General features: G+C 71.3%; 16 protein-coding genes. 11 read left to right on the top strand and 5 right to left on the bottom strand.

What is annotated here, in order from left to right; translation table 11 throughout:
- Window positions 1–22: 22 nt before the first annotated feature.
- Window positions 23–856, bottom strand: coding sequence for a siderophore-interacting protein (locus ACIA8D_RS12265; protein ID WP_399231230.1), 834 nt, complete (start codon window positions 854–856; stop codon window positions 23–25).
- A gap of 50 nt (window positions 857–906) precedes the next feature.
- Window positions 907–1,815: a 5'-3' exonuclease H3TH domain-containing protein gene (locus tag ACIA8D_RS12260; protein ID WP_399231516.1), complete on the bottom strand. Its 909-nt coding sequence runs from the start codon at window positions 1,813–1,815 to the stop codon at window positions 907–909.
- 300 nt (window positions 1,816–2,115) lie between these two features.
- Here ACIA8D_RS12260 and ACIA8D_RS12255 point away from each other — a divergent pair, with 300 nt between their 5' ends.
- The 4 genes from ACIA8D_RS12255 to ACIA8D_RS12240 all read left to right on the top strand — a co-directional run bounded on the left by ACIA8D_RS12255 (window position 2,116) and on the right by ACIA8D_RS12240 (window position 7,348).
- The gene (locus tag ACIA8D_RS12255) at window positions 2,116–3,258 is read left to right on the top strand and encodes a glycine betaine/L-proline ABC transporter ATP-binding protein (protein WP_399231228.1); all 1,143 of its coding nucleotides are present in this window, start codon (window positions 2,116–2,118) and stop codon (window positions 3,256–3,258) included.
- Window positions 3,251–5,860 carry an ABC transporter permease/substrate binding protein gene (locus ACIA8D_RS12250; RefSeq protein WP_399231226.1) on the top strand — a complete coding sequence of 870 codons (2,610 nt, stop codon included), beginning with the start codon at window positions 3,251–3,253 and terminating at the stop codon, window positions 5,858–5,860. The genes ACIA8D_RS12255 and ACIA8D_RS12250 overlap by 8 nt, the downstream gene beginning before the upstream one ends.
- Before the next feature lie 181 nt (window positions 5,861–6,041).
- Entirely contained in the window at window positions 6,042–6,614 is a 573-nt protein-coding gene (locus ACIA8D_RS12245) for a helix-turn-helix domain-containing protein (protein ID WP_399231225.1), read from the top strand.
- An 11-nt stretch (window positions 6,615–6,625) separates the two neighbouring features.
- On the top strand, window positions 6,626–7,348 hold the full coding sequence (locus ACIA8D_RS12240; RefSeq protein WP_399231223.1) for a helical backbone metal receptor: 723 nt from the start codon (window positions 6,626–6,628) through the stop codon (window positions 7,346–7,348).
- Window positions 7,349–7,450: 102 nt separating this feature from the next.
- Here the strand turns inward: ACIA8D_RS12240 and ACIA8D_RS12235 are convergent, their stop codons facing one another.
- Window positions 7,451–8,572 (bottom strand): TDT family transporter, encoded by a 1,122-nt coding sequence (locus ACIA8D_RS12235; RefSeq protein WP_399231221.1) that lies wholly within the window; start codon window positions 8,570–8,572, stop codon window positions 7,451–7,453.
- Between the two features lie 70 nt (window positions 8,573–8,642).
- Here ACIA8D_RS12235 and ACIA8D_RS12230 point away from each other — a divergent pair, with 70 nt between their 5' ends.
- Both ACIA8D_RS12230 and ACIA8D_RS12225 read left to right on the top strand, forming a co-directional pair.
- A complete protein-coding gene (locus ACIA8D_RS12230; protein WP_399231219.1) occupies window positions 8,643–9,578 on the top strand; it encodes a LysR family transcriptional regulator in 936 nt (311 codons plus the stop codon).
- 163 nt (window positions 9,579–9,741) lie between these two features.
- A complete protein-coding gene (locus tag ACIA8D_RS12225) occupies window positions 9,742–10,728 on the top strand; it encodes a phosphotransferase family protein (protein WP_399231217.1) in 987 nt (328 codons plus the stop codon).
- Here ACIA8D_RS12225 and ACIA8D_RS12220 read toward each other — a convergent pair.
- Entirely contained in the window at window positions 10,682–11,380 is a 699-nt protein-coding gene (locus ACIA8D_RS12220; RefSeq protein ID WP_399231215.1) for a gamma-glutamyl-gamma-aminobutyrate hydrolase family protein, read from the bottom strand. The two genes, ACIA8D_RS12225 and ACIA8D_RS12220, sit on opposite strands and share 47 nt — an antisense overlap.
- Window positions 11,381–11,585: 205 nt before the next feature.
- On the opposite strand from ACIA8D_RS12220, the gene ACIA8D_RS12215 reads away from it, so the two are divergent.
- From ACIA8D_RS12215 to ACIA8D_RS12200, 4 genes are read left to right on the top strand one after another with little or no spacing between them, the layout of a single operon-like run.
- Window positions 11,586–12,950, top strand: a complete 1,365-nt coding sequence (locus tag ACIA8D_RS12215) for a glutamine synthetase family protein (RefSeq protein ID WP_399231212.1) — start codon at window positions 11,586–11,588, stop codon at window positions 12,948–12,950.
- A gap of 11 nt (window positions 12,951–12,961) precedes the next feature.
- A complete protein-coding gene (locus ACIA8D_RS12210; RefSeq protein WP_399231209.1) occupies window positions 12,962–14,317 on the top strand; it encodes an aldehyde dehydrogenase family protein in 1,356 nt (451 codons plus the stop codon).
- Between the two features lie 7 nt (window positions 14,318–14,324).
- Window positions 14,325–15,122 (top strand): 3-oxoacyl-ACP reductase, encoded by a 798-nt coding sequence (locus ACIA8D_RS12205; protein ID WP_399231207.1) that lies wholly within the window; start codon window positions 14,325–14,327, stop codon window positions 15,120–15,122.
- 43 nt (window positions 15,123–15,165) lie between these two features.
- Window positions 15,166–16,452, top strand: coding sequence for a haloacid dehalogenase-like hydrolase (locus ACIA8D_RS12200; protein ID WP_399231205.1), 1,287 nt, complete (start codon window positions 15,166–15,168; stop codon window positions 16,450–16,452).
- Window positions 16,453–16,489: 37 nt separating this feature from the next.
- Here the strand turns inward: ACIA8D_RS12200 and ACIA8D_RS12195 are convergent, their stop codons facing one another.
- Window positions 16,490–17,692 carry an amino acid deaminase/aldolase gene (locus ACIA8D_RS12195; protein ID WP_399231203.1) on the bottom strand — a complete coding sequence of 401 codons (1,203 nt, stop codon included), beginning with the start codon at window positions 17,690–17,692 and terminating at the stop codon, window positions 16,490–16,492.
- A 441-nt stretch (window positions 17,693–18,133) separates the two neighbouring features.
- Between ACIA8D_RS12195 and ACIA8D_RS12190 the strand changes: the two genes are divergently transcribed.
- A complete protein-coding gene (locus ACIA8D_RS12190; protein ID WP_399231201.1) occupies window positions 18,134–19,045 on the top strand; it encodes a hypothetical protein in 912 nt (303 codons plus the stop codon).

Here is a 19,045-nt window from a genome sequence, read left to right as displayed (position 1 = left end):
GTACGGCGGCCGGGGCGCCGGCTCAGGCCTCCTGCTCGGCCTCCACCTGCGCGTTCCAGTCGCGCTTCGAGGCCTGCCAGCCGTCCTCGTTGTGCCCGAGGCGCCAGTAGCCGGAGATCGACAGGTCCTCGCGCGGGACGGCGCGGTCGATCCGCAGATGCCGGCGCAGCTCCTTCACGAAGCCCGCCTCGCCGTGCACGAACATCTGCGGGCGGCCCTCCGGGAAGTCCAGTCCGGTCACCGCGGCGATGAGCGCCTGGCCGACCGGGCGGCCCGCGCGGTGCAGCCAGGTGACCTCGACCGAGGAGTCGATCTTCTGCTCCTCCTCGGGGCCCTCGACCTCGACGAAGGCGTGCGCCCGCGCGCCCTCGGGCAGCGCTTCGAGGGCGGCGGCGATCGCCGGCAGGGCACTCTCGTCACCGGCGATCAGGTGCCAGTCCGCCGACGTGTCGGGGTGGTAGGCGCCGCCGGGGCCCATCATGTGGATGGTCTCGCCGCCGGTGACACTCGCGGCCCAGGGCCCGGCCAGGCCCTGGTCGCCGTGCACCACGAAGTCGAGGGTGAGCTCGAGCGCCTTCGGGTCCCAGGCGCGCACCGTGTACGTGCGGGTCACGGGCCACTGGTCGCGGGGCAGCTCCTCGCGGATCCTGGCCATGTCGAAGGGCTCCTCGTAGGTCACCCCGGCCGGGGCGAAGAGCAACTTCACGTAATGGTCGGTGTGTTCGAGCTCCTGCGGGAAGTCCGCGAGCCCCTCACCGCCGAGCACCACCCGCCGCATGTGAGGTGTGAGGCTCTCGGCGCGCACGACCCGTGCGGAGCGGGCCTTGCGGGGCGGGCGTGCGGGGCGCTCGGCCATGGGCGGTCTCCCTCGATCCACTGTTAGTTAGGTATACCTAAGCTAACACCTCATTCTGAGAGGGTGCTGAGGAGTCGCTGCAAAGAACCTCCCAAGCCCCAGCGGGCGGCCAACTCCTCAAGGGCCGCGGCGTCGTGCGGCTCGTGCGGCAGCGCCGTGTCCACCTCCGGCAGCGGAACGTCGCCCGCGACCCGCACCACCGTCGGCGCCACCGCCAGATACGGGCGCGCCTCGTCGAGCCGCTTGCGCTGCGTCGGCGTCAGCTTCGACTTCGGGTCGTCGACCGCCGCCATGATCCCGGCCAGGTTGCCGTAACTCGCGAGCAGCTTCGCCGCCGTCTTCTCGCCGATGCCGGGCACGCCCGGCAGCCCGTCGCTCGGGTCGCCGCGCAGCAGCGCCATGTCCGCGTATCCGGCGCCGTCCACCCCGTACTTCTCGCGGAGCAGGTCCTCGTCCGTCACCTGGAGGGTGCCGACGCCCTTCAGTGGATACAGCACGCGGCGCTCCAGCTTGTCGTCGACCAGCTGGAAGAGGTCGCGGTCCCCGGTGACGATGTCGACCGGCTCCGCGGCGCGCCCCGTGAACGTGCCGATCACGTCGTCCGCCTCGTACCCCGCCACGCCCACGCGCGCGATGCCCACCGCGTCGAGCACGGCCTCGATGACCGGGACCTGGGGGGAGAGGGTGTCCGGGATCTCCTCCTCGTCCGGCGTCCCGGCCGCCGTCTCCTCGGCGACGCGGTGCGCCTTGTACGAGGGGATGAGGTCGACGCGCCACTGGGGGCGCCAGTCCGCGTCCATGCACGCCACCAGATGGGTGGGGCGGTGGTCGTGCACGAGGCGGGTGATGAATTCGAGGAGCCCGCGCACCGCGTTCACCGGGGTGCCGTCCGGGGCCTTCACCGAGTCCGGCACCCCGAAGTAGGCCCGGAAGTACAGAGATGCGGTGTCGAGCAGCATCAGGCGGCGGTCCGTCCCGGCCGCCGATCCTGTCGTGGATGTCGTCTGGGTCACGTTCGCATCATGCCGCACGCCACCGACAGTCACCGATTGTGAGCGCGTGATCAGCATGGGTGAACACGGTGTGAACTGGGTAACTTCCCCGTTTGTTTCAGATAAACGAGGGCAGGCGCCGCCACGGAGCGGTGCCGGTACGTACTTCAACTATTGAGGTCGACCGGTCAGGCGGACGGATCCGTATCGCTCTACGGCCCGCCGGCGGGGGAGGCGGGCCGTGTTGTTTCGACCCGAGAGGTGTATGTGTCCAGGCTTGAAGCCGAAGACCTGTACAAGGTGTTCGGCAGACGACCCGATGAGGCTGTGGAGAAGCTCCGCAGCGGTGCAGACCGTGAGGAGCTGCGCGCGGAGGGAACCACCGCGGCCGTGATCGACGCGTCGTTCACGGTCGAGTCCGGCCAGATCTTCGTCGTCATGGGTCTGTCGGGATCCGGTAAGTCCACGCTCCTGCGCATGCTGAACGGACTCCTGGAGCCGACCGCGGGACACGTCCGCTTCGACGGACAGGACCTGACGGCGCTGGCTCCCAAGGAGCTGCGCCAGGTGCGCTCCCACAAGATCAGCATGGTGTTCCAGCACTTCGCGCTGTTCCCGCACCGCTCGGTGATGGAGAACGCGGGCTACGGCCTGGAGGTGCAGGGCGTGCCCCGTGCCGAGCGCGAGGAGCGGGCGGTCGAGGCGCTGCGCCTGGCCGGTCTGGAGGGGTGGGAGAAGTCCTTCCCCGACGAGCTGTCCGGCGGTATGCAGCAGCGTGTGGGCCTGGCCCGGGCGCTGGCCACCGACGCCGACCTGCTGCTGATGGACGAGTCCTTCAGCGCGCTCGACCCGCTGATCCGGCGCGACATGCAGGACCAGCTCCTGGAGCTGCAGAAGACGCTGAAGAAGACGATCGTCTTCATCACGCACGACCTCAACGAGGCCATGCGTCTGGGCGACAACATCGCCGTCATGCGTGACGGCCGGATCGTCCAGATCGGCAGCTCCGAGGACATTCTCGTCACGCCGGCCAACGACTACGTGGCCTCCTTCACGCAGGACGTCGACCGCTCCCGCGTGCTGAGCGCGAGCGCGATCATGGCCGACGCGGAAGACGGCTACGACATGGCCGATGCCCCGGCGAAGGTCCACCAGGACGCGCCGATCATCGACCTGTTCACGCCGTGCTCGGCGAGCGAGATACCCGTCGCCGTCGTCAACGACGACGGCGAGCTCCAGGGCGTGGTGCCGCGCGAGCGGCTGCTCGCCGTGCTCGGCGAGCCGATGAAGACCGTCGAGAACGGTACGAAGGGTGAGGCCGACGGCCTCACGAAGGACAAGAAGGACGCCGTCCCGTCGCCGCGTGGCGAGGGCGACGAGCCCGCCGAGAAGGTGAATGCCGGTGCCTAGGATTCCCTTCGGTGACTGGGTCAACAGCATCGTCCAGTGGATGCTGACCCACCTCGACTGGCTGTTCGGCTTCTTCGAGGACATCTTCAACGGCGTCTACAACGGCCTGACCGACGTCCTTCAGGCCCCCGAGCCGCTCCTGCTGGCGGGCATCTTCGCCGTCATCGCGTTCTGGCTGCGCGGCACACTCGGCGGAGTACTGACCTTCGTCGGGTTCTGGTTCATCCAGAACCTGGAGCTGTGGGACGAAGCGATGATGACGCTCTCGCTCGTCCTCGTGTCGACGGTCATCGCGCTCATCATCGGTGTGCCGCTCGGCATCTGGGCGGCCCGCTCCAACCGGATCAGCAATCTGTTCCGTCCGGTCCTCGACCTGATGCAGACGCTGCCGGCGATGGTCTACCTGATCCCCGCCATCCTGTTCTTCGGTTCGGGTGCCCCGGCCGGTATCGTCGCGACGCTGATCTTCGCGGTGCCGCCGGGCGTGCGCATGACCGAGCTGGGCATCCGGCAGGTCGACAAGGAGCTGGTCGAGGCCGCCGACGCGTTCGGCACCAAGCCCAGCAACACCCTGTGGCGCGTGCAGCTGCCGCTGGCGCTCCCGACGATCATGGCCGGTGTCAACCAGGTCATCATGCTGGGCCTGTCGATGGCCGCCATCGCGGGCATGGTCGGCACCGGCGGTCTCGGTGGCTCGGTCAATGAGGCCATCGGCCAGCTGAACGTCGGCCTGGGCGCCGAGGCCGGTATCTCCATCGTGATCCTCGCGGTCTACCTGGACCGCATGACCAGCTCGCTCGGCCAGCAGGTCTCCCCGCTCGGCCGCCGCGCGCTGGCCAAGCTGCGGGCCACGCACGGTCTGAAGATCTGGTCGTACCGCCCCCGCCCGGCCGTCGCCGTGGTCGGAGTCGTCGTCCTCGCGCTCGTCGCGGGCGGTATGGGCATGTTCGGCCAGAACAACGCCGCGACCTCGCCGGCCGCCGCGTCCACCGACGTCGGCCAGGGCAAGAAGATCTCCATCGGCTACATCCCGTGGGACGAGGGCGTCGCCTCGACGTTCCTGTGGAAGGAGATCCTGGAGCAGCGCGGTTTCGAGGTCGAGACCAAGCAGTTCGACGCCGGCCCGCTCTACACCTCGCTCGCCGACGGCAGCGTCGACTTCCAGACCGACTCGTGGCTGCCGACGACGCACGCCCAGTACTGGAAGAAGTACGGCAAGAAGCTCGAGGACCTGGGTTCCTGGTACGGCCCCACGTCCCTGGAGCTGGCGGTGCCTTCGTACATGAAGGACATCAAGTCCATGGAGGACTTGAAGGGCCAGGCCGACAAGTTCGGCGGCAAGATCACCGGCATCGAGGCCAGCGCCGGCGAGATGGCCCTGCTCAAGAGCAAGGTCCTCAAGGAGTACGGCCTCGACAAGGAGTACAAGGTCGTCGACAGCTCGACGCCGGCCATGCTGGCGCAGCTGAAGCGTGCCTACGCCGCGAAGAAGCCGATCGTGACGACGCTGTGGTCGCCGCACTGGGCGTACAACGACTACAAGCTCACCAAGCTCAAGGACCCGAAGGGTGCCTGGGGCAAGGGCGACGGGGTGCACTCGCTGGCCCGCAAGGGCTTCGGCAAGGACTTCCCCGAGGTCAACAAGTGGATCAAGAACTTCAAGATGAGCGAGAAGCAGCTCACGAGTCTTGAGGCCGAGATCAACAAGGTCGGCAAGGGCAAGCAGCCGGACGCCGTGAAGGCGTGGCTGAAGAAGAACCCCGGCTTCGTCAACAAGGTCGCCCCGGTCAAGCAGGGCCCCCCGGCCGAGGCCAAGCGCCCCGTGAACGTCGCCTGGTTCCCCTGGGACGAGGACGTCGCCGTCACGTACCTGTGGAAGCACGTTCTGCAGAAGAAGGGCTACAAGCTCAACCTGAAGCAGATGGACGTGGGCCCGGTCTACACCGGCCTCGCCAGTGGTGACCTCGACGTCAACTTCGACGCCTGGCTGCCGCACGCGCAGAAGAACTACTGGGACGCGAACAAGAACAAGCTGAAGGACCTGGGCACCTGGTACAGCCCGACCTCGCTCGAAGTCGCCGTTCCGTCGTACGTGAAGGGCGTCAAGTCCCTCGCGGACCTGAAGGGCAAGGGCAAGACCTTCGACGGCAAGATCATCGGTATCGAGCCCGGTACCGGCGTCATGAACACCGCCAAGAAGGACGTCCTGCCCGGCTACGGCCTGGACAAGGAGTACAAGGTCGTCGACGGCTCCACGCCGGCGATGCTCGCCGAGCTCAAGCGCGCGTACGCCAAGAAGGAGCCGGTCGCGGTTCTGCTCTGGTCGCCGCACTGGGCGTACAGCGACTACAAGCTGACCAAGCTCGCCGACCCGAAGAAGAAGTTCGGTGTGGGCAACACGATCCGGACGATCTCCAACAAGGACTTCCCCGGCAAGTACCCGCAGCTCACGAAGTGGTTCAAGAACTTCAAGATGAGCGAGGACGAGCTGGCGAGCCTGGAGTCCGAGATCAAGACCAAGGGTCAGGGCCAGGAGGAGGCAGCCGTCTCCAAGTGGCTCGAGACGCACCAGGACGTCGAGAAGCGGATGACCGCTTCCTGACCAGCTGCTGAGTCATGACCGTCCGTGAGGGGCGGGTTCCCGTGAGGGGGCCCGCCCCTCACGGCGTTTCCGGCGCTCACATGAAACAGCGGGGTGAACATGCGTAGGGTGCATTCAAACGAACCGGGCGGATGATGAACCGGGAAACGCACAGGGCGACCGGCGGGAGGGAGCGGGTGTCGTGGACGAACACAAGGAATCACTTCGCGTGGGCGCGGCCGTCCGGCGCCGCCGTCGTTCCCTCGAGCTGACGCTGTCGGCCGTCGCCGAGCGCAGCGGCCTGTCGGTGCCCTTCCTCAGCCAGGTCGAGAACGAGCGGGCGCGGCCCAGCCGCCGCTCCCTGGAGAAGGTCGCCGACGCGCTCGGCACGACCGCCGTCGAGTTGCTCGCCGCCGCCGACCCGGCCCGCACCGTGGATCTGGTGCGCGCGGACGACACGTCCGTGGAGAGCGGCGCGGACGACGTCGTACGGTCCCTGGTCCGCGGCCACCACCAGATGCACGCCCAGGAGTTCGTCGGCGACCACGATCCGGGCCGCGAGTTCCAGCTCCGCAACGACGTGCTGATGCATGTGACGGAGGGCGCGGTCGAGGTCGAGGCGGAGGGGCGCGCGTACCGGCTGGTCCGCGGTGACACCCTGTATCTGACCGGTGGCGTGCGGCACCGGTGGCGGGCGACCGTGCCGGACGCGCGCGTGGTCGTCGTGGCCGTCGCCGAGCACATCGACGCGGTCGACGAGCCGGGCCCGAAGTAGGCCCCGCGGTCGTGCGCGTCGTCTCGCTCGTGCCGTCCCTGACGGAGGCCGTCGCCGTGACCCTGCCCGGTGTGCTCGTCGGAGCGACCGACTGGTGCACGCATCCGGCGGACCTCGACGTGCCCCGGATCGGCGGCACCAAGAACCCCGACGTCCGCGCGGTCCTCGCACTGCGCCCGGACCTGGTCGTCGCCAACGAGGAGGAGAACCGGCCGGGAGACCTTGCCGAACTGCGCGCGGCGGGCGTCGAGGTGCTGGTCACCCAGGTGCGCGAACTGCCGCAGGCCGTACGGGAGCTGGACCGGATGCTGCGGGCCTGCGGGGCCGTGGCGCGGCCGCGATGGCTGGACGAGGCGGAGGCCGCCTGGGCCCAAGTGCCGCTGCCGGAACGCCGGTTGACGGCCGTCGTGCCGATCTGGCGTCGGCCCTGGATGGTGCTCGGCCGTGACACCTTCGCCGGGGACCTCCTGGCCCGGCTCGGCGTCGACAACGTGTACGCGGGGCATGCCGAGCGCTACCCGCGGGTCACGCTCGACGAACTCCGGGCCCGGCAGCCGGACGTGGTGGTCCTCCCGGACGAGCCGTACCGCTTCACGGCGGACGACGGCCCGGAGTGCTTCGAGGGCCCGACCGCACTGGTCAGCGGCCGCCATCTCACCTGGTACGGACCGTCGTTGGCGGAGGCGGCGGGGGTGCTGGTGGCGGTGGCCAGCTCAAGCCCCTGCGGCGATTGAGCAGCAGGGTCCGGGGCGGAGCCCCGATCTTTCCAGCCCCGCCGGCGTTTGAGGCTCGGGGTCCGGGGCGGAGGCCCGAGGGCGGCGGACGGTCGACCGCCATCAGCACGGTGCCGCCAGGAGCCGCCCGCCGAGGACCCCGCGTGCCGTGCGGACCGCGGCGACGACCCAGACCGCCACCAACCCCACGTAGAGGACGACCGCGAGGCCGTCGAACACGGCGAGGCCCGTGTGCTTGCCCAGGCCCTCCGCGCCGGTCACACAGGTGCCGACCGGGAAGGTGAACGCCCACCACGTCATCGCGAAGCCCATGCCCCGGCGGCGCGCCCGCAGCACCATCGCGAGGGCGAGCGCCAGCCACATCAGGGCGAAGCCCAGCACCGGGACCCCGTACAGCACGGCGAACGCGGTGAAACCGTCGGCGTACGAGGCGGGGAGCACGCCGCCCGCGACGTCGGCGAACTTGTTGGTCGCGGTCGTCGACTGGCCCAGTGGGCCGAGCACCAGGAACAGCGTCGGGGTCAGCAGCAGGGGCAGCGGGCCCGCGGTGACGAGCCGCGCGAAGATCACCGGCAGCATGACCAGGGTCGCGAGCAGGCTCAGGCCGAACATGGCGTAGCAGGCGATCAGCAGGGTCTGTTGCGCCTGCCCGGCCGGCAGGTGCGGTACGAGGAGCGGGCCCACCGCCGCCGACACCATCGGCGCGACGACCGGCAGCAGCCACACCGGGGAGGCCTCGTCCGCGGCGATGCGATGCCGGACCACCATCAGATACGGGATGGCGACCGCCGCGAGGAGCCCGATGACCGTGCCCGCCGTGAACAGCACGACGTCCACGGCGATCGCCGCGTCGAGGCCCATCCAGTCCTGTCCCACGAGCACCGTTCCCGCGCCCACCGCGAGGAGCGCCATCGACAGGCAGCCGTAGAACGGCGCCGCCGTCGGGTCGAGCAGCTGCTCCCTGGCCCGGTCGCGGTGGTGCGTCCAGTGCAGGGCGCGAGCGCCGAGGAGGACGAGGAGCAGCACGAACGACAGGGCCCACATCACCGTGAGGGCGGTGCGCAGGCCGGTGAAGCGGACCGGCAGCGTCGCGCCGGCGTTGGCGATGATCGCGGTGCCCATCACGGAGGCGTACCAGTTCGGGCCGAGCTGCCGGACGGCGGCGCGGATGCCGGTGGTGGGAAGGGCGAGGGGACGGGACGCGGGGTGGGCGGCGGTGACCATGGTCCTACGGTCCCTCCGGACCTTGGCCCCCACCAGGGACGATCTCGCTATGAGGGCATAACCTGCCCTTATGAGCCAGGAGCAGACAGGGACCACGGAGCAGGCGCCGGACGCGGGGCTCGCGCACCGCGTGCCCGAACTCGGCGCGCTGCAACTGCTCCTCGCGGTGGCCCGCCTCGGCAGTCTCGGCGCGGCGGCCCGTGCGCTCGGCATCACGCAGCCCGCCGCGAGCAGCCGGATCCGGTCGATGGAGCGGCAGCTCGGGCTCGCGCTCGTCGACCGGTCGCCGCGCGGCTCCCGGCTCACCGACAGCGGGGCGCTCGTCACGGACTGGGCGCGGCCCATCGTGGAGGCGGCCGAGCAGTTCGACGCGGGGGCGTCCGCGCTGCGGGACCGGCGAGACTCGCGGCTGCGGGTGGCGGCGAGCATGACGATCGCCGAGTATCTGCTGCCGCGCTGGCTGATCGCGCTGCGCGCGGAGCGGCCCGACACGGCGGTGTCGCTGCTCGCGGGGAACTCGACGGCAGTCGCGGAGCGGCTCCTCGGTGGGGAGGCGGACCTCGGGTTCGTGGAGGGGGTCGCGGTGCCCGCGGGGCTCGACTCGGCGGTCATCGCGCACGATCGGCTGATCGTGGTGGTGGCGCCGGGGCATCCGTGGGCGCGGCGGCGGAAGTCGTTGGCGGCGGGGGAGTTGGCGGCGACGCCGCTCATCCTCCGGGAGGAGGGGTCGGGAACGCGGCAGGTGCTGGACGCCGCGCTCGGCGGCTTGGCGCGGCCGTTGATCGAGTTGTCGTCGACGACCGCGGTGAAGTCGGCGGCGGTGAGCGGGGCGGGGCCCTCCGTGCTGAGCGAGTTGGCGGTGGGGGAGGAGCTGGCGGCGCGGCGGCTCGTGGAGATTCCGCTGGAGGGGGCGGAGCTTGCGCGGGAGTTGCGGGCGGTGTGGACGACCGGGCACCGGCCGGTGGGCCCTGCGCGGGACCTGCTGTCGCTCACCCGGTCCGGTTGAGCTCGATCCGGGGCCCGGTCGCGGGGCTCTGCCCCGGGCCCCGCTGCTCAATCGCCGCAGCGGCTTGATTTGTGGATGCTTGCCGCCGAGAGCGCCTGAAATGGGCGCCCGGCTGGATGGAAACTCGGTGGCGGCCCCCGGTCGTTGGCGTCACGATCGGGGCATGTCCTCAGCGCCTGTCGCCGTCGGTGTGCGCCACCCCTGGAGTGCCCTCCCCGGGCCCGTTCGTGTCGGGGTCGAGGAAGTGTTGGGGGCGGGCGTCGTGGAGGCCGTGACGCAGGACGGGGGATTCTCGCCCGGTGTCGCAGTGCGGGTGGTGCTTGCCGATGGGCGGCGGGCGTTCGTGAAGGCCGTCAGTGCCGAGGTGAATGCGCTCAGCCCCGCGTTCCATCGGCGGGAGGCAAGGAACGCCGCGGCGCTGCCCGCCGGGGTGCCCGCTCCGCGGCTGCTCGGGGTGTACGACGACGGGACCTGGGTCGCCCTCGCCTTCGAGGACGTGGTCGGGCGGCAGCCCCATGTGCCGTGGCGGGAGGCGGAGTTGGTGCGGGTGCTGGCGGGTGTGGGGGAGCTGGCCAGGGTTCTTACGCCTGCCCCGTTCTCCGCCCGCGCCGTCGGTGAGGAGCTCGGCGAGCGCTTCAACGGGTGGCGGGTGTTGCTCGACGAGGGGCGGGTGGGGGATGCCGGGCTCGACCCGTGGGCCGTCCGCAATGCTGAGTGGATCGCCGAACTCGCCGCGCCCTGGGGCGGGTTCGCCTCCGGTGACACGCTCGCGCACGCCGATCTGCGCGCCGACAACATGCTGCTCACGCCGGACGGTGTCGTCTTCGTCGACTGGCCGCACGTCGTGCGCGCCGCCGCCTGGTTCGACCTGCTGCTCATGCTGCCGTGTGTCAGGGCGCAGGGCGGGCCCGACCCCGAGGACGTGTTTGCGGGGCATCCGCTCGGGCGCGCGGCCGACCCGGAGGGCGTCACGCGGACGCTCGCCGCGCTCGCCGGGTTCTTCCTGGAGCACGCGGCCCGCCCCGCCCCGCCGGGCCTGCCCACCCTCCGGCCCTTCCAGAAGGCGCAGGGCGACGCCGCCCTGGACTGGCTGACGGCCCGGCTCAGAAGCCGTGCGGCGTACCCGCTGCCCGTACCAGACCTTCCGTGACCCGCGCGTCCTCGCCCATCTCGGGGTGCCACTGCACGCCCATCACCCAGGACATGCCGGGGAGTTCGACCGCCTCGACCGTGTCGTCGTCCGCGTGGGCCGAGGCGACCAGGCCCCTGCCGAGCCGGTCGACCGCCTGGTGGTGGTAGGTCGGAACCTCGGTGGGCTCCGGGACGAGGTCGCCGTAGCGCGTGCCCGGCACCGGGGTGACGGTGTGGGTGCCGAAGACGCCCGTCTCCTTCACGTGCCCCTCGATGTGCTGCGTGAGCGTGCCGCCGAGCGCGACGTTGAGCAGCTGCATGCCGCGGCAGATGCCCAGCAGCGGCGTGCCGGACGTCAACGCGGCCCGGATCAGGGCGAGTTCCCACGTGTCCCGCTCCGTCGCGGCCGGCCCCGTGCGCGGGTCGCGCTCCGCGCCGTACCGGCCGGGGTCCACGTCGGGGCCGCCCGCCACGATCACTCCGTCGAGCCGGGCCACCACCGACGGCGCGTGCTTCGGGTCGTCCGGGGGCGCCATCGCGGCGAGGCCGCCCGACTGCTGCACCAGCCGCGGGTAGCCGACGGGCAGCAGCGCCGCGGGCAGCTCCCAGATGCCCCAACTGGCCTTGTTCTCCAGGTAGGTGCTGATGCCGATCAGTGGCCTGCTCACCATGGTGTCGCGCTCCCCGATGCCGTTCCCCGATGCCGTACGTCCCGAGCACCCGAGCGTACGAGATCACACAGCGCGTCCACCGGGGCGTTCAGCATGCGGGCAGCGCCACCGGGGCAGTGTCCACTCGGCGTGCACCGTGGCTGCTTCCCTGGTGGCGGCCCGGCGATTACGTTGTGGTTCCGGTTGACCTGAGGAGGATCTTCCCGTGGCAGACCGCACATCCCCGCTGACCGTGGAGGAGCTGCACGCCCTCGTCAGCAGCGGAGAGATCGACACCGTGGTCCTGGCGTTCCCCGACATGCAGGGCCGCCTCCAGGGCAAACGCTTCGCCGCCCGCTTCTTTGTCGACGAGGTCCTCGAACACGGCACGGAGGGCTGCAACTACCTGCTCGCCGTCGACACCGAGATGAACACCGTCGACGGCTATGCGATGTCCTCGTGGGAGCGTGGATACGGAGACTTCGCCATGCACGCCGACCTGTCCACCCTGCGCCGCGTCCCCTGGAACGCGGGCACCGCCATGCTCACCGCCGACCTCGCCTGGGACGACGGCTCCCCGGTCGTCGCCGCGCCCCGGCAGGTGCTGCGCCGCCAGCTGGAGCGCCTCGCCGAGCTCGGGCTCACCGCCCAGGTCGGCACCGAACTCGAGTTCATCGTCTTCAAGGACACGTACGAGCAGGCCTGGGACGCGAACTACCGGGGGCTCACCCCCGCGAATCAGTACAACATCGACTACTCCGTCCTCGGCACCGGCCGCATCGAGCCGCTGTTGCGCCGCATCCGCAACGAGATGGCGGGCGCGGGCCTCACCGTCGAGTCCGCCAAGGGGGAGTGCAACCCCGGGCAGCACGAGATCGCCTTCCGCTACGCCGAGGCCCTCGCCACCTGCGACCAGCACGCCATCTACAAGACGGGCGCCAAGGAGATCGCCGCGCAGGAGGGCTGCTCGCTCACCTTCATGGCCAAGTACAACGAGCGCGAGGGCAACTCCTGCCACATCCATCTCTCGCTCGCCGACGCCGACGGTGTGAACGTCATGGCCGGTCCCGGCGGACACGGCATGTCCGAGGTCATGCGGCAGTTCCTCGCCGGGCAGCTCGCCGCGCTGCGCGACTTCTCCCTCCTCTACGCGCCGAACATCAACTCCTACAAGCGGTTCCAACCCGGCTCCTTCGCGCCGACCGCCGTCGCCTGGGGCCACGACAACCGGACCTGCGCGCTGCGCGTCGTCGGCCACGGCCGCTCGACCCGCTTCGAGAACCGGCTGCCCGGCGGCGACGTGAACCCGTACCTCGCCGTCGCCGGACTCGTCGCGGCGGGCCTGTACGGCGTCGAGAACAAGCTGGAGCTGCCCGAGGCCTGCGCCGGGAACGCCTACACCGCCGACTACGCGCACGTCCCCGCCACCCTGCGCGAGGCCGCCGAGCTCTGGGAGAACAGCCCGCTCGCCAAGGCCGCGTTCGGGGACGAGGTCGTCGCCCACTACCGCAACATGGCGCGCGTCGAGCTCGACGCGTACGACGCCGCCGTGACCGACTGGGAACTCCGCCGGGGATTCGAGCGGCTGTGAAAGGGAGCGCTTTGCTGCACGTACTGAACCCGGCCACGGAAGAGCTCGTGGCCACCGTCCCGTCCGCCACCCGCGAGGACGTCGACGCCGCCGTCGCCCGAGCCACCGGCGCCCAGCGTGCCTGGGCGGCGGTCGCCCCCGCCGACCGGGCCCGGCTGCTGCGCCGCTTTGCCGCGGCCGTCGACGAACACCTCGAAGAACTCGCCCAGTTGGAGGTCCGCGAGGCCGGCCACCTCATCGGCAACGCCCGCTGGGAGGCCGGCAACGTACGCGATCTCCTTGAGTACGCGGCCGGGGGCGTCGAGCGGCTGAACGGGCGGCAGATCCCGGTCGCCGGCGGACTCGACGTCACGTTCCTCGAACCGCTCGGCGTGGTCGGTGTCATCGCGCCGTGGAACTTCCCGATGCCGATCGCCGCCTGGGGCACCGCCCCGGCCCTCGCGGCGGGCAACGCGGTGCTCCTCAAGCCCGCCGAGACGACCCCGCTGACCGCCCTGCGGCTCGCCGAACTCGCCCTGGAGGCCGGGCTCCCAGACGGACTGTTCCAGGTGCTGCCGGGGGAGGGCCTGGTCGCCGGGGACGCCCTCGTCGAGCACCCCGGCGTCGCCAAGATCGTGTTCACCGGCTCCGCCCGCGTCGGCAAGCAGGTCATGGCCAAGTGCGCCGACCGCGTGAAGCGCGTGACCCTCGAACTCGGCGGCAAGAGCCCGAACATCGTGTTCGCCGACGCGGACGTCGACGCCGCGGCCCTCGCCACCCCCATGTCGTTCCTCGACAACTCCGGGCAGGACTGCTGCGCCCGCACCCGTATCCTCGTCCAGCGGTCCGTGTACGAGCGGTACCTGGAGCTGCTCGCCCCGGCCGTCGAATCGGTCGTCGTCGGCGATCCGTCCGACGAGAAGACGCAGATGGGGCCGCTCATCTCGCAGGCACAGCTGGAGCGGGTGCGCTCCTACGTCCCGCTGTGCGAGCCCGCCATCAGGGGCGCGGCTCCGCAGGGCCCCGGCTTCTGGTTCCCGCCGACCGTCCTCACCGGCGCCGCCCCCGACGCCCGCGCGGCCGTCGAGGAGGTCTTCGGCCCGGTCGCCGTCGTCCTCCCCTTCGACGAAGAGGCGGACGCCGTGCGGCTCGCGAACGCCACCGACTACGGGCTCTCCGGCTCGATCTGGACCCGCGACGTGGGCCGCGCGCTGCGCGTCTCCCAGGGCGTCCGCGCCGGGAACCTGTCCGTCAACTCGCATTCCGCGGTGCGCTATTGGACCCCGTTCGGCGGCCATGGGCAGTCCGGACTCGGCCGCGAACTCGGCCCCGACGCCCTCGCCGCCTTCACCGAGACCAAGAACGTCTTCATCAGCACGGAGGCCTGAGAACCACATGCCTGAGAACCACACGAGCGAAGAGATCGTCTGCCGCCGCCTCGTCGGCCGCACCGCCGTCATCACCGGCGCAGGCAGCGGCATCGGCCTCGCCACCGCGCGCCGCCTCGCCTCCGAGGGTGCCCACGTCGTCTGCGGCGACATCGACGAGAGCGCGGGCAAGAAGGCGGCCGAGGACGTCGGCGGCACCTTCGTCCAGGTCGACGTCACCGACGCCGAGCAGGTCGAGGCGCTGTTCAAGACCGCGTACGACACCTGCGGCAGCGTCGACATCGCCTTCAACAACGCCGGCATCTCGCCGCCCGACGACGACTCGATCCTCGACACCGGCCTGGAGGCCTGGAAGCGCGTCCAGGACGTCAACCTGACCTCCGTGTACCTGTGCTGCAAGGCGGCCATCCCCTACATGCGGCGCCAGGGGAGGGGCTCCATCATCAACACGGCGTCGTTCGTGGCCCGGATGGGCGCCGCGACCTCACAGATCTCGTACACCGCGTCCAAGGGCGGCGTCCTCGCCATGTCCCGGGAGCTGGGCGTGCAGTTCGCCCGGGAGGGCATCCGGGTCAACGCGCTGTGCCCGGGGCCGGTCAACACCCCGCTGCTGCAAGAGCTGTTCGCCAAGGACCCGGAGCGCGCGGCGCGCCGACTCGTGCACATCCCGGTCGGCCGGTTCGCCGAGGCAACGGAGATCGCGGCGGCCGTCGCCTTCCTCGCCAGCGATGACGCGGCGTTCGTGAACGCCACCGACTTCCTGGTCGACGGCGGGATCTCCGGCGCGTACGTGACACCGGTGTGAGAACCCTGTGAGCGAGCCGCTCACGCGTGTACGGTCCACTCACATGCGTAACAGACATGTTGCCGCGTGGACCTCGGTCGCGGCCGCCGCCCTCATGGCGGCCGCGAGCCTCACCACACCCGCGGCCGCCGCCACGTCCGCACGGCCCACCGCCGCCAAGTGCCCCCAGCTGTCGACGAAACTGCCCTGGTACGGCCAGAACCGGGCCAAGCTCCAGCGCATGATCGACGAGCGGGGAATCTGCGGCGGGCACAAGGGCCCGCGTCCCGTCGCCGCCTTCGACTGGGACAACACCGTCAGCAAGAACGACGTCACCGACGCGACCATCGCCTGGTCGCTGAAGCACGACAAGATCCTGCGGCCCGCGAGCTGGAAGAAGACCAGCAAGTGGATGACCGACGACGCCGACAAGGCACTCACCGCCGCCTGCGGCACGGCCGTCCCCGTCGGCGCCCCGCTGCCCACCTCCACGGACACCGACTGCACGGACGAGATCTTCAACATCCGTGAGTCCGGCAAGACGATGAGCGGCGCCGCCGCCTTCGCGGGCGAGTGGAACCACCGCCGCACCGTGCCCCAGTACGCCTGGGTGCCGCAGCTGTTCGCGGGCCACACCGTCCCCGAACTGGAGTCGTACGCCGCCGCGGCCCGCGCCGAGGCACTCGCCGCGCCCGTCGGGGCCACGCAGAAGCTGGGCACGCACACCATCCCCGGCTATGTGCGCTACTACGAGCAGCAGCGCGACCTCATCCGTACGCTCCAGCGGGCCGGCTTCGACGTCTACATCGTGTCGGCCGGGTCCGAGCCGGTCACCGAGGTCTGGTCGAAGAGCGTCGGCATCGACCGCAAGCACACCATCGCCATCCGCTCGGTCCTCGACCGCGAGGGCCGCATCACCACCTACAACACGGGCTGCGGCGGCGTCGGCGTGAACCAGGGCGAGGCCATCCCGTACATCGACGGCAAGCGCTGCTGGATCAACCAGGACATCTTCCACATCAAGGGGAAGTCGGCCTGGGAGAAGCAGCGCTGGAACAAGCGCATCGCGCTCGGCGGCGGCGACGCCGACACCGACGTGACCTTCGTCGGCGACGCGACCGGCGCGCACCTCGTCCTCAACCGCAACAAGCCCGAGATCATGTGCCGGGCCTACGACAACGCCGACGGACGCTGGGTCGCCAACCCGATGTTCATCGAGCCGCTGCCGCAGAAGTCGGGCACGTACCCGTGCTCCACGGCCGGCCACAACAAGCCGGAGGGCGGCTTCGGCCCGCTGCTCAGGGACGACGGTTCGGTCGTCCCCGACCAGCTCGACTCCATCCACGGATAACGGATCACGGACAGCGGACAGCCGTACGGGGCGGGGCCTACAGGAACGTGTAGCCCTCGCCCCGGTACGTCGGCACGGTCTCCACGACCCGGTCGCCCGACACCAGCCGAAGCGTCTCGAACCGCTCGCACAGCTCCCCGGCCTTCGCGTGCCGGAACCACACCTTGTCCCCGATCAGCAGGTCGTCCGCGGCCGAGCCCAGCAGCGGCGTCTGTACCTCGCCCGGACCCTCCTGCGCGTCGTAGCGCAGCCCCTCCGGCAGATACGGCACCGGAAGCCGGTCGCCGCCCGCCGCGCCCGAGGCCGGATAGCCGCCGCCGAGCACGGTGACGACACCGACGCCCGGCCTGCGCACCACGGGCTGCGCGAACAGCGCGGCCGGACGTCCCGTGAACGACGTGTAGTTGTCGAAGAGCCGCGGCACGTAGAGGCCCGAGCCCGCCGCGATCTCGGTCACGGCCGCCTCCGCCGCCGTGTGCTGCACGCTCCCCGTGCCGCCCCCGTTCACGAACTCCAGATCGGGCGCCACGGCCCGCACGGCCCGCACCACTTCGGCCCGCCGCACCGCCAGCTCCTTGCGGGCGGCCGCCTGCATCAGCCGGATCGCCCGCGAGCGCACAGGACGCCCCGCGAGCGAGTCACCGACACCGGCGACATGCCCCTCGTACGCCATGATCCCCGCGAGCCGGAAGCCCGGTCGGCGGGTCACGACGCGGGCCAGGTCCGCGAGTTGGGAGGGTGTACGCAGCGGCGACCTCAGCGCGCCGACCCGGACCCGGCCGCCGAGCGTGCGCCACGAGGTGTCCAGCTCGACGCAGACCCGGATCTCCTCCCGGCCGCCGTCCCGCGCGCCCTCGATCAGCCTGAGCTGCGCCGGATCGTCGACCATCACGGTCACGGCCGCGGCCAGCTTCGGATCGTGCGCGAGCTCCGCGAACCCGGTCCGGTCGGCGGAGGGATAGGCGAGGAGCACGTCGTCGAACCCGGAGCGCGCGAGCCACAGCGACTCGGCGAGGGTGAACGACATGATCCCGGCGAAGCCCGGCCTCGCGAGCACCCGTTCCAACAGGGCGCGGGAGCGCACGGACTTGCTGGCGACGCGGATCGGCTTGCCCCCGGCCCGGCGCACCAGGTCGTCGGCGTTGGCGTCGAACGCGTCCAGGTCCACGATCGCCAGTGGGGCGTCGAGATGAGCGGTGGCCCGGTCGTACCGGGCCCGATCGGCGGCGCGCGGTGTCATGGCCGAAGCCTGCCAGACAGGATTACCGCAGGGTAGGGGGACGGATGGTGATGGATCGGTCGATCCCGTGTGCGCGGTACGCGTTGACCTGGTCGCGCCCGTTAGAGTGACGCGCACGCAGGCTGAGGAAACGGGGGAGGCATGAGCACGGAAGCCCGGCGCGTCCCGCCGCGCCCCTCGACCCCACCACAGCCCACCGAACTTCCCCCCACGGCCCCACCGTTGCCCTCCACGCCCCCGCCCCCGTCCCCGTCGACCCGCCTCCCGGACGCGAAGCCCGCGTCGACGGGCACCCCCCTCCCACCGGAGGCGCCGACCGAGTCCACGACCCGATTGCGTCCGGTGCCGGACGGGAATCATCGAGCCCCTGCGGCGATTGAGCAGCGGGGCCCGGGGCAGAGCCCCGCGACCGCACCTCCGGTGCCGCCCACGGTCCCACCGATGCCCCCCACCCCACCGCAACCCACCCGCCGCCCCATAGGCGCGGTCGACCTCACCCCCCACCCGGAAACGGCCGGCCGGCCCTTCGTGCGGCTGGCCCGCCCCGACCACTACGACGACAGCACCACGCTGCTGCGCCCCGTCGGCGCCCGCCTGAAGCCCCGCACCGCGGCCATCGCGGCCTGCCTCGTGCTCGGCCTCGGCCTCCTCGGCGGCGCCACCACCGGCTCCCTGCTCACCGGCGACGACAGCGGCCCCCCGTCCGTGCAGACCGCCTACCGCGAGGCGGGCCAGCTCTGGCACGGCGTCCCCGTCGACGAACTGTTCCCGCGCACGCTCAAGGGCGAGGGTGCCGGCCCCGGCCGGGCCGACCGCACCTGGACCCGGATAGCCGTCGCCCCCGACGCGACCTGCACGGACGCCTTCGACCCGCTGCTGCACAAGGCGCTGCGCTCGGCCGGCTGCCTGCGCCTGCTGCGCGCCACGTACACCGACGCCACCCAGAGCGGCGTCACCACGGTCGGCCTGATGTTCACCAAGGCGGACGCGGAGGCCACCCAGGCGCTGCGCTCCCGCTTCATGGAGCAGGGCCTGGACCGGCGCGACGACCTCATGCCCCGGCCCTACGCCGCCAAGGGCACCCTCGCCGCCGGCTTCGGTGACCGCCAGCGCGCGTCCTGGGCGATCAGCATCCTGACCGACGCCCCCGTCGTCGTCTACGCGGTCTCCGGCTTCGCCGACGGCCGCACCGTCAGCGAGCCGCAACCCGCCGCCGACGCCATGAAGCCCGGCGCCACCAGCGCCCCCGCCCAGGCGGGCCTCGGCCACGACGCGCAGGGCGTCGCCGACCGGATCGAACGCGACCTGCGCAAGACGGTCAAGAACACCGCGGACCGGGACTCGGAGCAGTAG

It is taken from the genome of Streptomyces sp. NPDC051684 (genome assembly GCF_044453445.1).
Classification (GTDB): Bacteria; Actinomycetota; Actinomycetes; order Streptomycetales; family Streptomycetaceae; genus Streptomyces.
Note: the sequence above shows the minus strand (reverse complement) of the source record. Positions and strands in the feature narration are given on the sequence as shown.

Coding starts and splice junctions, on each gene's coding strand:
- ACIA8D_RS12265 (WP_399231230.1), bottom strand. CDS start 856: ATGGCCGAGCGCCCCGCACGCCCGCCCCGCAAGGCCCGCTCCGCACGG.
- ACIA8D_RS12260 (WP_399231516.1), bottom strand. CDS start 1,815: ATGCTGCTCGACACCGCATCTCTGTACTTCCGGGCCTACTTCGGGGTG.
- ACIA8D_RS12235 (WP_399231221.1), bottom strand. CDS start 8,572: ATGGTCACCGCCGCCCACCCCGCGTCCCGTCCCCTCGCCCTTCCCACC.
- ACIA8D_RS12230 (WP_399231219.1), top strand. CDS start 8,643: ATGAGCCAGGAGCAGACAGGGACCACGGAGCAGGCGCCGGACGCGGGG.
- ACIA8D_RS12225 (WP_399231217.1), top strand. CDS start 9,742: ATGTCCTCAGCGCCTGTCGCCGTCGGTGTGCGCCACCCCTGGAGTGCC.
- ACIA8D_RS12220 (WP_399231215.1), bottom strand. CDS start 11,380: ATGGTGAGCAGGCCACTGATCGGCATCAGCACCTACCTGGAGAACAAG.
- ACIA8D_RS12205 (WP_399231207.1), top strand. CDS start 14,325: ATGCCTGAGAACCACACGAGCGAAGAGATCGTCTGCCGCCGCCTCGTC.
- ACIA8D_RS12200 (WP_399231205.1), top strand. CDS start 15,166: ATGCGTAACAGACATGTTGCCGCGTGGACCTCGGTCGCGGCCGCCGCC.
- ACIA8D_RS12195 (WP_399231203.1), bottom strand. CDS start 17,692: ATGACACCGCGCGCCGCCGATCGGGCCCGGTACGACCGGGCCACCGCT.
- ACIA8D_RS12190 (WP_399231201.1), top strand. CDS start 18,134: ATGCCCCCCACCCCACCGCAACCCACCCGCCGCCCCATAGGCGCGGTC.